At 30.5% G+C, this 13,131-nt stretch carries 14 protein-coding genes; 10 read left to right on the plus strand and 4 right to left on the minus strand.

Annotated elements, in window-relative coordinates:
* Both coaD and HKP59_RS07675 read right to left on the minus strand, forming a co-directional pair.
* Nucleotides 1-347: pantetheine-phosphate adenylyltransferase (gene coaD, locus HKP59_RS07670; RefSeq protein ID WP_291805266.1), on the minus strand; the 347-nt coding region annotated here is incomplete at its 3' end.
* Nucleotides 348-349: 2 nt separating this feature from the next.
* Complete coding sequence (locus HKP59_RS07675) at nucleotides 350-1,327, minus strand: D-alanine--D-alanine ligase (RefSeq protein ID WP_291805268.1); 978 nt, start codon at nucleotides 1,325-1,327, stop codon at nucleotides 350-352.
* Between the two features lie 161 nt (nucleotides 1,328-1,488).
* On the opposite strand from HKP59_RS07675, the gene HKP59_RS07680 reads away from it, so the two are divergent.
* The 9 genes from HKP59_RS07680 to HKP59_RS07720 all read left to right on the plus strand — a co-directional run bounded on the left by HKP59_RS07680 (nucleotide 1,489) and on the right by HKP59_RS07720 (nucleotide 9,069).
* A complete protein-coding gene (locus tag HKP59_RS07680; RefSeq protein WP_291805270.1) occupies nucleotides 1,489-2,079 on the plus strand; it encodes a PASTA domain-containing protein in 591 nt (196 codons plus the stop codon).
* Nucleotides 2,079-3,104, plus strand: coding sequence for an RluA family pseudouridine synthase (locus HKP59_RS07685; protein WP_291805272.1), 1,026 nt, complete (start codon nucleotides 2,079-2,081; stop codon nucleotides 3,102-3,104). Before HKP59_RS07680 ends, HKP59_RS07685 begins: the two co-directional genes overlap by 1 nt.
* Nucleotides 3,105-3,115: 11 nt before the next feature.
* The gene (locus HKP59_RS07690; protein ID WP_291805382.1) at nucleotides 3,116-3,523 is read left to right on the plus strand and encodes a DUF2721 domain-containing protein; all 408 of its coding nucleotides are present in this window, start codon (nucleotides 3,116-3,118) and stop codon (nucleotides 3,521-3,523) included.
* A 133-nt stretch (nucleotides 3,524-3,656) separates the two neighbouring features.
* A complete protein-coding gene (locus tag HKP59_RS07695; protein ID WP_291805274.1) occupies nucleotides 3,657-4,289 on the plus strand; it encodes a CatA-like O-acetyltransferase in 633 nt (210 codons plus the stop codon).
* Between the two features lie 107 nt (nucleotides 4,290-4,396).
* The gene (gene yaaA / locus HKP59_RS07700) at nucleotides 4,397-5,155 is read left to right on the plus strand and encodes a peroxide stress protein YaaA (protein WP_291805276.1); all 759 of its coding nucleotides are present in this window, start codon (nucleotides 4,397-4,399) and stop codon (nucleotides 5,153-5,155) included.
* 324 nt (nucleotides 5,156-5,479) lie between these two features.
* Nucleotides 5,480-6,877 carry an arginine decarboxylase gene (locus HKP59_RS07705; protein WP_291805278.1) on the plus strand — a complete coding sequence of 466 codons (1,398 nt, stop codon included), beginning with the start codon at nucleotides 5,480-5,482 and terminating at the stop codon, nucleotides 6,875-6,877.
* Entirely contained in the window at nucleotides 6,870-7,805 is a 936-nt protein-coding gene (gene speB, locus HKP59_RS07710) for an agmatinase (RefSeq protein ID WP_291805280.1), read from the plus strand. The genes HKP59_RS07705 and speB overlap by 8 nt, the downstream gene beginning before the upstream one ends.
* Nucleotides 7,798-8,772 (plus strand): deoxyhypusine synthase family protein, encoded by a 975-nt coding sequence (locus HKP59_RS07715; protein WP_291805282.1) that lies wholly within the window; start codon nucleotides 7,798-7,800, stop codon nucleotides 8,770-8,772. The genes speB and HKP59_RS07715 overlap by 8 nt, the downstream gene beginning before the upstream one ends.
* A 9-nt stretch (nucleotides 8,773-8,781) precedes the next feature.
* Nucleotides 8,782-9,069, plus strand: coding sequence for a hypothetical protein (locus HKP59_RS07720; RefSeq protein WP_291805285.1), 288 nt, complete (start codon nucleotides 8,782-8,784; stop codon nucleotides 9,067-9,069).
* Nucleotides 9,070-9,138: 69 nt separating this feature from the next.
* On the opposite strand, the gene HKP59_RS07725 is transcribed toward HKP59_RS07720, so the two are convergent.
* Nucleotides 9,139-9,474, minus strand: a complete 336-nt coding sequence (locus tag HKP59_RS07725; protein ID WP_291805288.1) for a DUF2853 family protein — start codon at nucleotides 9,472-9,474, stop codon at nucleotides 9,139-9,141.
* Between the two features lie 78 nt (nucleotides 9,475-9,552).
* Entirely contained in the window at nucleotides 9,553-10,977 is a 1,425-nt protein-coding gene (locus HKP59_RS07730; RefSeq protein WP_291805291.1) for an L-serine ammonia-lyase, read from the minus strand.
* A 218-nt stretch (nucleotides 10,978-11,195) separates the two neighbouring features.
* Here HKP59_RS07730 and dnaK point away from each other — a divergent pair, with 218 nt between their 5' ends.
* Nucleotides 11,196-13,112 carry a molecular chaperone DnaK gene (gene dnaK, locus HKP59_RS07735; RefSeq protein ID WP_291805294.1) on the plus strand — a complete coding sequence of 639 codons (1,917 nt, stop codon included), beginning with the start codon at nucleotides 11,196-11,198 and terminating at the stop codon, nucleotides 13,110-13,112.
* Nucleotides 13,113-13,131 lie beyond the last annotated feature (19 nt).

Raw genomic sequence — 13,131 nt, forward strand, 5'->3', positions numbered from 1 at the left:
AGAAAAACAGTTTCTATGGTTGACATTTTTCTATTTGTTTGTGCAATTGCTTTTTCAAACTCAAAATCGGCAGGGTTTCTTAACCCTCTTAAAATAAAATCAACATTAAACTTTTCACAAACATCAATGGTTAATCCGGTATAGGTTTCAACTTTTATTTTTGGTTCATTTGCATAATTTTGAGTAATAAACTGCACACGTTCTTTAAGTGTAAACATGTATTTTTTTTCAGCATTTATACCAATAGCAATTATTATTTCATCAAATAGTGGTAACGCCCGGTTAATAATATCAACATGTCCTAGTGTAATTGGATCAAATGATCCTGGAAAAATGGCTCTTCTCATGATTAATTTTTTAAAGCCATTTTAATGGCGTTATGAAAAAGTTCTTGTAAACTAATACCCGCTTCAGCAGCTTGTTGTGGAATTAAACTAGCGTTTGTTAAACCAGGAACCATATTAATTTCTAAAAAGTAGGGTTCATCATTTACTAAAATATATTCTGCTCTAGAAAAACCACTTAAGTTTAGAATTTTGTATACTTTTTTAGCTATTCGTTCTAATTTTTGGTGAATTTCATCTGAAATTCGAGCTGGCGTAATTTCTTGCGATTTCCCTAAATATTTTGCTTCATAATCAAAAAAGTCATTATCAGTAACAATTTCAGTCATTGGTAAGACCTTTATTTCATTATTGTAATTTATAACCCCAATTGTAATTTCTGGTCCATCTAAAAATTCTTCAATTAAAATCTGAGAATCTTCTTTAAAAGCTTTTTCTATAGCAGGAATTATATCTTCTTTAGTTTTAGCTTTAGAAATTCCAAAGCTAGAACCCGCATTATTAGGTTTAACAAAACAAGGTAATCCAACTTTTTTAATAATTTTTTCAATATAAATAGTTTCACCTTTATCTAAATAATAAGAAGTTGCGGTTTTTATACCATACTGTTTCACAATGCTTAAGGTATCACGTTTATTAAATGTTACTGCCATTTCATAAAACGGAGCAGAAGTATGTTTTAACCCAATTAAATCGAAATAAGCCAAGATAGTTCCATCCTCTCCAGGATGCCCGTGAATGGCGTTAAAAACACAATCAAAATTTATTTTTTGACCATCTATTTTAGCTGAAAAATCATGTTTATTTATTACAAACTCAATGTTGTCATCGTTAACAAGTACCCATTTATCTTTTAAAATGTGAACTTTATATGTGTTGTATAATTCTTTGGAAATATTTTGATAAACAACTTCACCACTTTTTAAAGAAATATCAACTTCCGAAGAATAACCACCCATAATAATGGCAATATTTTTTTTCATTTTATGTTAATAGTTAAACCGTAATTACAAACTTACATATTTAAAGTTTAAAGTAGTTGAGTACATTTAAAAAAAATAGAAGTGAATATACAAATCTACAATTTGAGTTGTTTGGAAGTTGGTATTTATAAAGTATCTTTGTCAAAATCAAAAAATAGCAAATGAGTATTTTTCAATTTATAAAATCTAAATTATTTTTAAAGCAGTTAATATTTGCTGCAGTAGGACTTGGTGTTTTTTTTATTGTAGTGGTTAAATGGTTAGATATTACCACGAATCATGATCAAAAAATTGAAGTTCCAAACTTGGAAAAAATGAATTTAAATGAAGTTGAAAAAGTATTGGGTGAATTAGAATTAAGTATCAAGGTTATTGATTCTGCAAGTTATAATCCCTCATATCCAAAACAATCGGTGATTTCTCATAATCCAGAGGCTGGTGATTTAGTAAAAGAAGGGAGAAAAATTTATTTAACATTAAATCCTTCAAATTATGCCAATGTTCAAGTGCCAAATTTATATGGAAAAACGAAAAGACAAGCAAATTCTCAACTCAAAGCTATTGGATTTAGAGTGAACTCAAAAGAATTGTATGTGTCTGATATTGCTAAAGATGTAGTAAGAGGATTGCAATTTAATGGCAAAGATTTAAGAGCTGGTGATAAAATTCCGAAAAACTCAGTAATTACATTAAAATTAGGAAATGGAAAAGGAAGTGGGCAGTATAAACCAAGCATAGCAAATAGCAATTAATGGATGTTGAAGAATTAGAAAAGGAAGAGTTTTACGAACATTTTAGATATGTGGCACATAGTGGGCAAGAGCCGTTAAGAGTTGATAAATTTTTAATGAATTTTGTAGAAAATGCTACAAGAAATAAAATACAGCAAGCAGCAAAAGCAGGAAATGTTTTGGTAAATGATATTCCTGTAAAATCAAATTACAAAGTAAAACCAAATGATGTTGTTCGTGTTGTTTTGTCGCATCCGCCACATGAAAATTTATTAGTTGCAGAAGATATTCCATTAGATATTGTATTTGAAGATGACCAAGTTATGGTGGTAAATAAACCGGCTGGAATGGTTGTTCATCCAGGCCACGGGAATTATAGTGGAACTTTAGTGAATGCGTTAATACATCATATCGAAAATTTACCAACAAACTCGAATGAACGACCAGGATTGGTTCATAGAATAGATAAAGATACAAGTGGTTTATTAGTAGTTGCAAAAACTGAATTTGCAATGGCACATTTATCAAAACAGTTTTTTGATAGAACTACTGAACGTTTATATTATGCCTTAGTTTGGGGAAATGTTGATGAAGATGAAGGTAGAATAGAAGGAAATATAGGAAGAAGTTTGAAAAACAGACTTCAAATGAGTGTTTTTCCGGAAGGTGATTTTGGTAAACATGCAGTTACGCATTACAAAGTATTGGAGCGTTTTAGTTATGTTACTCTTGTTCAATGTAAGTTAGAAACTGGGCGCACTCATCAAATTAGAGCACATTTTAAACATATTGGCCATACACTTTTTAATGATGAACGTTATGGAGGTCATGAAATTTTAAAAGGTACCACATTTACAAAATACAAACAATTTGTTGAAAATTGTTTTAAAGTACTGCCGAGACAAGCGCTGCATGCAAAAACCTTGGGTTTTGAGCATCCGACAACCAACGAATTTCTAAGGTTTAATTCTGAAATACCTCAAGATATAGAGATGTGTTTAGAAAAATGGAGAACATATACAGTGAATCAAAAGGTAGATCATTAGAGTATTTATTTATGGAAGAACTTACATTAACTACACCAGCACTGTTATTTTCTGCAATATCTTTAATTATGCTTGCTTATACGAATAGGTTTTTGGCCTATGCAGCAGTTATAAGAAATTTGCATAGTGAATATTTAAAAAAAAATGACAAATCATTAATTCATCAAATTAAAAATCTCAAACTTCGAATTAATCTTACTCGTTGGATGCAGATATTTGGAATCTCAAGTCTTCTTTTATGTGTTTTTACCATGTTTCTCATTTATATTCATCAGCAAATGATTGCTGTTTGGGTATTTGGAATTGCATTGATTTTACTAATTGTATCGTTAATACTTTTAATAAAAGAAATTCAAATTTCGGCTCAAGCACTTAATGTTCATATAAGTGATATTGAAAGTCATTTGAAAAAAAAGTAAAAGAGTTTTAAGGATGTTTATCATTTAGATAAAATTTGTTTTAATTAACTTTATTTGCTGATTAGCGAATTTTACTTTTTTAAAGTTTAGAAAATAAATAATTTTGGTTGAATTTTTACTTCTTAAAAAATAGATGATGAAAGAAATTAATTTAGAGAATTGGGACCGAAAAAAACAGTATAACTTTTTTAAAAATTATGAAGACCCTTTTTTTAATATCACAGCAACTTTAGATGTAACTAATTTATATAGTTACTGCAAAAAGAATAATTTATCTTTTTTTCTTGCAGGTTTGTATACTGCTAATCAGGCAATGAACCAAATTCCAGCTTTTAGATTGCGTTTGAAAGAAGGAAAAGTATTAGCCTTTGACAAAGTACATATTGACTCTACGGTATTAAATAATGATAATACTTTTTCATTTTGTCATTTTGAAACTGCTTCAACTTTTATGGAGTTTATGAAAAATGGATCAAAAGTATTAAACGATCATAGAAGTGGGGCTTTAAATGATTCTCACGTGTATGATTTAGACGTTGCACACAGCACAACCATTCCCTGGGTTTCCATTACAGGCTTTAAACATGCACGTAATGGAAATGAAAAGAATATTGGAATTCCTAAACTAGTTTTTGGGAAGTTTCAGGAAGTTAATGAGCGGAAGATTATGCCGTTTTCAGTTGAAGTGCATCACGCATTAATGGACGGAATTCATGTAGGTTTGTTATTTGAAAAAATGCAGCAATTTATGGATGAATTATTATAAGTTAAGTTTATCCTAGAATAGGATTATCATATTATTTTTTAACGAGAATAACTCCATAAAATCTTAAATTTGTTAAATATAATGTTTAATTCACCAATAAGTATAAAATGAAAATTGTAATCTCACCAGCCAAATCGCTAGATTTTGAAACTCAAGCTCCAATTTCAAAATTCACTCAAGGAATTTTTTTAAATGAAGCCGATAAATTAAGTGCTGTTTTAAAAAAGAAATCACCAAAGAAACTTTCTGATTTAATGAGTATTTCGGAAAAATTAGGAGAATTAAACTGGCAAAGAAATCAAGATTGGCAATTACCATTTACCTTAGAAAACGCAAAACAAGCGGTTTTTGCCTTTAAAGGGGATGTTTATATTGGGTTAGACGCTTATTCACTTTCAGAAGATAAAATAGAGCAGCTTCAGCAAAAATTAAGAATTTTATCTGGACAATATGGGTTATTAAAACCATTAGACTTAATGCAACCTTACAGGTTGGAAATGGGTACAAAATTAAAAGTTGGAAAAAAAGAGAATCTTTATCAATTTTGGGATGAGTCTATTACCAATGTTCTAAATAGGGAACTAAATAATAATGAGGTTTTTGTAAACTTAGCAAGTAACGAATATTTTAAGGTGATTCAACCTAAATTATTGAAAGTACCGGTAATAACTCCAGTATTTAAAGATTATAAAAATGGCAAGCTGAAAATAATTAGTTTTTTTGCGAAAAAGGCCAGAGGTTTAATGGTACGTTATATTATTGACAATAATATTGAAAATGTTGAAGATTTAAAAGGCTTTAATTATGAAGGCTATGCATTTGATCAAAATCTATCTAATGCAAAAGAATTAGTTTTTACTCGATAATTTTTTCGTTTTTTTTCAATTGTATTGTTTTTTTCTATATGTTTGTTGCGTTATATTTTTAATTAACGTTGAAAAATTTATATTTTTTCGGTCGTAACTTTTTTATTAAGAAGTTTTTAAGTTGCTATGTGTTTTGGAAGCACAACGAAAAATTAAGACAAATGATAACTTCTATTTACTACATTTTTAGTTTTTACAACTATTTTAAGGTTGTTAATAATCAACGCAAATATTTAGTATTAAGAGTTTAGGTATATCAATTGTTCGATGTTTTATCAGCTTAATTACAAGCTGAAATTTAAGTTTAAAAATTAAAATCTAATAATGAACACTAAGTATATTGATTTAATAAATCAAACATTTGATTTTCCTCAAGAAGAATTTAAAGTTGATGCTAAAAAAAATTTACATTTCCATGATGTAGATACCATGAAATTGGTTGAGGAATATGGAACACCTTTAAAATTTACCTATTTACCTAAGATTAGTGAGAATATTCAAAAAGCTAAAGGGTGGTTTAAGGAAACTATGCGCAAGCACAAATATAAAGGCAAATATAATTATTGCTATTGCACAAAAAGTTCTCATTTTAAACATGTGTTAGATGAAGCTTTAAAGAATGATATCCATATTGAGACTTCTTCAGCTTTTGATATTGATATTTTAGAAAAGTTAAAATTAGAAGGCAAAATTTCCGATAAAACCTATATATTATGTAATGGATTTAAGCGAGAACATTATATAAGCAAAATTCAAAAATTAATTAATGACGGTCATAAAAATTGTATTCCGATTATTGATAATTATGAAGAGATTGATTTATTAACAACAGGAATTAGAAAGAAAATAAATATTGGAATTCGAATTGCGTCTGAGGAAGAACCTAAATTTGAGTTTTATACTTCGAGATTAGGAATTGGGTATAAAAATATAGTTGATTTTTATAGAAGAGAAATTAAAGAAAACAACAAGGTAAATTTAAAAATGTTGCATTTCTTTATCAATACCGGTATTAAGGATAATGCATATTATTGGAACGAATTAAATAAATGCTTAAAAGTTTATATTAATTTAAAACGAATTTGCCCTTCGTTAGATAGTTTAAATATTGGCGGTGGATTCCCCATAAAAAACTCGTTGGCTTTTGATTATGATTATGAGTATATGATTGATGAAATTATCAATCAAATAAAATTAGCTTGTGATGAAGCAGAAGTCCAAACACCACATATTTTTACTGAATTTGGAAGTTTTACAGTTGGTGAAAGTGGAGGAAGTATTTATAAAGTACTATATCAAAAAAAACAAAATGATAGAGAGCGATGGAATATGATAAATTCATCATTTATAACAACATTACCAGATAGTTGGGCTATAAATAAACGTTTTGTATTATTACCTTTAAATAGGTGGAATGATAATTATGAACGTGTTTTATTAGGGGGGTTAACCTGCGATAGTGATGACTATTATAATTCAGACCAACATATAAACGCTATTTATTTACCCACTTATAAAGATGATAAGCCTTTGTATATTGGATTTTTTAATACGGGGGCTTATCAAGAATCCTTGGGAGGCTATGGGGGTTTGCAACATTGCTTAATTCCTCAGCCAAAACATGTAATTATTTCGAAAAACGAAGAAGGAAAATTAGAACATTCTATTTTTAAAGAACAACAAACAGCAAAAGACTTTTTGAAAATTTTAGGTTATGAATAAAAAAACGTATGCAGGAATTCCTGAACAGTACTCAAAAATTGAAACGTCAAAAGTAGTTTTAATACCGGTTCCATATGATGGTACAAGCACTTGGCAAAAAGGAGCTAATAAAGGCCCGGAAGCCTTTTTAGAAGCTTCTGAAAATATGGAGTTATATGATATTGAAACGAATTCTGAAGTATATAAAAACGGTATTTATCTAGCTGATCCAGTAGAAGAAAATTCTTCACCTGAAGCAATGGCTAAGGCTGTTCATGAAACGACAAAATCATATATCAACAGAAATAAATTTGTAACGTTATTTGGAGGTGAACACTCAATATCAATAGGCTCAATAAGAGCTTTTAATGAATGTTTTGACAATTTAACAGTTTTGCAAATTGATGCACACGCTGATTTAAGAAAAGAGTACGAAGGCTCAAGTTGTAATCACGCCTGTGCGGTTTATGAAGCAAGCCAAAATACCAATTTAATTCAAGTAGGAATTAGAAGCATGGACAAGTCGGAAACAAGTGTAATGGATACAGAAAAAGTATTTTTTGCGCACGAAATGGTAACAGATGATTACTGGGTTGAAAATGCAATTGATTTAATGACAAACAATGTTTTTATTACAATTGATTTAGATGCGTTTGATCCATCAATAATGCCATCTACAGGAACACCAGAACCAGGTGGTTTATTGTGGTATGAAACATTAGATTTTTTAAAGAAAGTTTTTGAAGAAAAAAATGTTGTAGGGTTTGACATTGTTGAATTATGTCCGAATGAAAAGGATAAATCATCAGACTTTTTAGCAGCAAAACTTTATTATAAAATGTTGAGCTATAAATTTAATGAGCAAATAGATAAAGAAGAAGAGTTTGATACTGATTTTTCAAATTCAAATAATAAAGTAGGAAAATTCGAAGACGAAGATTATGACTAAAAAAGGCGAAATATCTCAATTTATTGAGAAGTATTATTTACATTTTAACTCTGCAACCATTGTTGATGCAGCTAAAGAGTATGAAAATCAATTAGCATCAGGTTCTAAAATGCTCGTATCCCTTGCAGGAGCTATGAGCACTGCGGAAATTGGAAAAATATTTGCAGAAATTATTAGACAAGATAAAGTTCAAATTATTTCTTGTACAGGTGCAAATCTAGAAGAGGATATAATGAATTTAGTGGCACATTCTCACTACAAAAGAGTGCCAAATTATAGAGATTTAACTCCGCAAGATGAGTGGAACTTATTAGAAAAAGGGTTAAATCGAGTAACTGATACTTGTATTCCAGAGGAAGAAGCATTTAGAAGATTACAAGAGCATATTTTTAAAATTTGGAAAGATGCAGAAGAGAAAGGGGAACGATATTTTCCGCATGAATTTATGTATAAATTGGTCCTTTCAGGAGTACTAGATCAATATCATGAGATAGACCCAAAAAATAGTTGGATGATTGCTGCAGCAGAGGCTAATTTGCCAATGGTTGTTCCAGGTTGGGAAGATAGTACAATGGGAAATATTTTTGCTTCGTATGTTTTGAAAGGAGAATTAAAAGCGAGTACTATGAAATCTGGAATTGAATATATGACATTTCTAGCTGATTGGTATTCTGAAAATTCTAAAGATGGAATTGGTTTTTTTCAAATTGGTGGAGGAATAGCTGGTGATTTTCCAATTTGTGTGGTACCAATGTTATATCAAGACATGGAACGAACTGACACTCCATTTTGGAGTTATTTTTGTCAAATATCTGATTCAACAACAAGTTATGGTTCATATTCTGGTGCAGTACCAAATGAAAAAATAACTTGGGGTAAATTAGATATTAACACACCAAAATTTATTATTGAGTCGGATGCAACAATAGTAGCACCACTAATTTTTGCCTATTTATTGAATATGTAATTTTAGAATATGAAAAGAGTTATTGTAGATTACAGTAAATTAACAAGTGATATTTTAGATTTATTGGTTGAAAAATTTCCAGAGGGATATAACTATAGAGATATAATTACATTTAAGAATGCTCAAGGTGAAACTGTTAGAGCAGTTGAAGTAAAAACAGATGATACTATTTACCTTGTAAAAATAAGCTTAAAGTTGGAAGAAACAATGGAAGAATATGATGCTGATGAAGATAATTTTGATGATGCTTATGATAATGATTTTGATGGGATTGCTGAGGATGAAGTTGATGATTAAAATTTTCAATTATTTGTATAAAAAAAACCTGCTACTGCAGGTTTTTTATTGAAATAAGAATGTAATTTTTTAGTATTTAGATTCTTGACCTAATTCTTTTACTAATAAATAGTATACAATTGCTCTGTATTTATTTCTATTAGATTTTCCCATTTTTTCCATAACGGCTTCGATAGCATTATCTAATTTAGCACCATCAGATAGGCCTAATTTTTTCATTAGGAAGTTGTTTTTTACAGTAGCTAATTCTTTAGCGTCAGATCCAGAAACAGTTTCTGCGTCTTTCTTGTAAATTGAAGGTCCTAAACCTTTAGTAACTTTTGCAAATAAATCAGCGTTAAAGCTAATACCTAAATCTTTCATTGCACCTTGATAAAGTGCTATTTTTTCATCGAATTTACTCATGAGTAATGAATTTTTTTATTAATACTATTGATTTGTACTCAAATATAAAAAATATTATTTGTTTCAAGCTACTTTATTTTAACAATCTGCAATATTTACACTTACAGCTAGACCACCTTCAGAGGTTTCTTTGTACTTGGAATTCATGTCTTTAGCGGTTTCATACATACTTTCAATCACTTTATCTAATGGAACTTTAGCATGAATAGAATCAGTATTTAAAGCTAGTTCTGCTGCATTTATGGCTTTAATTGCACCCATTGCATTTCGTTCAATACAGGGTATTTGAACCAATCCACCTATGGGGTCACAAGTTAATCCTAAATGATGTTCCATGGCAATTTCACTTGCCATTAAAACCTGTTCAGGTGTTCCTCCTAGCAACTCAGTCAATGCACCTGCTGCCATTGCAGATGATACCCCAATTTCTGCTTGGCAACCACCCATTGCTGCTGAAATTGTAGCTCCCTTTTTGAATAAGCTTCCCATTTCTCCTGCAACTAATAAAAATTGTTTTATTTCATTAAAATTTGCTTCATGATTTTCAATAACCAAATAATACATTAAAACGGCAGGTATAACTCCTGCACTTCCGTTGGTTGGTGCAGTAACAACTCTTCCTAGTGAAGCGTTTACTTCATTTACACTTAAAGCAAAACAACTAACCCATTTTAAGATTTGTCTGAATTTTACTTCAGTAGATCTTATAGTTTCTAACCATTCATTTGGAGAGCTATAAGGAATATTACTTTTTAAGTTTTTATGCATTTCAAATGCACGTCGTTTTACTTTTAAGCCTCCAGGTAATATTCCTTCAGTATGACATCCTACGTACATGCACTCAAGCATGGTATCCCAAATTCTTTTTATCTCAAAATCAATTTCAGATTCATTTCTAAGCGATTTTTCATTTTCTAAAACAAGTTCAGAAATTTTTAATTGTCCTTGCTTACAGTAGTTTTCTAATTCTTTTGCTTTTTGAATGGGGTAAGGAAATGTTTTATAAATTTTGATATTCTCTTTGGCGTGAATTAATTCTTCCCTAACAACAAATCCACCACCAATAGAGTAATAGGTGTCAGATGAAATTTCTACACTCATATTAAATCCAGTAAACTTAATTGCATTTGCATGAAATGGTAAAAATTCTCTATTAAATACGATGTCTTTTGAAGGGTTAAAATCTATGTTAATTAGTTCCCCAAAATTAATTTTATTGGTTGTTTTAATTTTTTCTATTAAAGGTTCAATTTCATCAACAGGAATATATTCGGGGTCTTTACCTTCTAATCCTAAAAGAATGGCTAAATCTGTTGCGTGACCTTTTCCTGTTAACGAAAGGGAACCGTATAAGTCCACTTTTATTGAAGTAATAGCATCAAATAACTCTTCTTTTTTTAAGTGATTTATCCACCTTTCTGCTGCTCGCCATGGTCCTAAGGTATGAGAACTTGAAGGTCCAATACCTATTTTAAGCATATCAAATATTGAAATACACTCCATTTTTTAGTTAGATTTTGTTGGTCGTAAATATATGCTTTTGTTAAATATGATGTCAATTATAGAAGCAATTTTTAATTTACAAATGATTGAATGACAAATAAACATGAGATTTATAGAAATTATGACAACTTGACATATTTTTTTCAATGGCATAATCATTGACTATTTGTAGTTGTAAGTTTAAAAAATAATAAAAACAAAAAATTAAATATATAGTTATGAGTAAAATTATAGGAATAGATTTAGGAACTACCAACTCTTGTGTTTCTGTAATGGAAGGAAATGAGCCTGTTGTAATTCCAAATGCAGAAGGTAAAAGAACAACTCCTTCTATTGTTGCATTTATTGAGGGTGGTGAAAGAAAAGTAGGTGATCCTGCAAAACGTCAGGCAGTAACAAACCCTTTAAAAACAATTTATTCAATTAAACGTTTTATGGGTAATAAGTATTCTGAATCTAAAATGGAGGCAGAACGTGTACCTTATAAAGTTGTTAAAGGTGATAATGATACACCTCGTGTTGATATTGATGGAAGATTGTATACACCACAAGAAATTTCAGCAATGATTCTTCAAAAAATGAAGAAAACGGCTGAAGACTATTTAGGAACTGAAGTTGCTGAAGCTGTTGTTACAGTTCCGGCATATTTTAATGATGCGCAGCGCCAAGCAACTAAAGAAGCTGGTGAAATTGCAGGATTAAAAGTAAGTAGAATTATTAATGAGCCTACTGCAGCGGCATTGGCTTATGGTTTAGATAAAAAAGGTGAAGACCAAAAGATTGTTGTATTTGACTTTGGAGGTGGTACACACGATGTTTCTATTCTAGAATTAGGTGATGGTGTTTTTGAAGTATTATCAACTGATGGAGATACACACTTAGGTGGTGATGATGTTGATCAAAAAATAATTGATTGGTTAGCTGCAGAATTTGAAGCAGAGGAGTCAATGGATTTACGTAAAGACCCAATGGCTTTACAACGTTTAAAAGAAGCAGCTGAAAAAGCGAAGATTGAATTATCTTCTTCTGCAAGTACTGAAATTAATTTACCTTATGTTACTGCTACAGCAAGTGGACCAAAACACTTAGTTAGAACTTTGTCGAAAGCTAAATTCGAACAGTTAATTGACGATTTAGTAAAAAGAACTATTGAGCCTTGTAAAACAGCTTTAAATGCGGCTGGTTTATCAACTGGAGATATTGATGAAATTATTCTAGTTGGAGGGTCAACGCGTATTCCTGCAGTTGTAGAAGCAGTTCAAAAGTTTTTCGGAAAGGCCCCTTCAAAAGGTGTAAATCCTGATGAAGTTGTAGCTATTGGTGCTGCAATTCAAGGTGGTGTTTTAACTGGTGATGTGAAAGATGTATTGTTATTAGATGTTACACCTCTTTCATTAGGTATTGAAACTATGGGGAATGTAATGACGAAGTTGATTGATGCAAATACAACAATTCCAACTAAAAAATCACAAGTGTTTTCAACAGCAGCAGATAACCAACCATCCGTAGATATTCATGTATTACAAGGTGAAAGAGCTATGGCTGCAGATAACAAAACAATGGGACGTTTCCAATTAACAGATATTCCACCAGCACAAAGAGGAGTTCCTCAAATTGAAGTAACTTTTGATATAGATGCAAATGGTATTATTCACGTAACCGCTGCTGATAAAGCTACAGGAAAATCTCAAAACATTAAAATTGAAGCTTCTTCAGGATTATCTGATGCTGAGATTGAAAAAATGAAAGCTGATGCTGAAGCAAATGCTGAAGCAGATAAAATGGCTAAAGAAACTGCTGAAAAAATTAATGGTGCTGACTCTATGATTTTTCAAACAGAAAAACAGTTAAAAGAGTTTGGAGATAAATTGTCAGCAGATAAAAAGGGACCAATTGAAGCTGCTTTAGAAGAGTTGAAAAAAGCTCACGAATCTAAAGATCTTGGAAAAATTGATGCAGCGATGGAGAAAATAAATGAAGCTTGGAAAGTTGCAAGTGAGGAAATGTACAAAGCACAACAAGATGCTCAAGCACAGGGAGCTGGAGCTCCAACAGGAGATGCTGGAAGTACTGAGCCAAAAGCTGAAGGAGACAATGTAGAAGATGTTGACTTTGAAGAGGTAAAAGAGGATTAATTTTCTTTTAAATAATTAT

It is taken from the genome of Lutibacter sp. (genome assembly GCF_013041805.1).
In the GTDB taxonomy this organism is placed as follows: domain Bacteria; phylum Bacteroidota; class Bacteroidia; order Flavobacteriales; family Flavobacteriaceae; genus Lutibacter.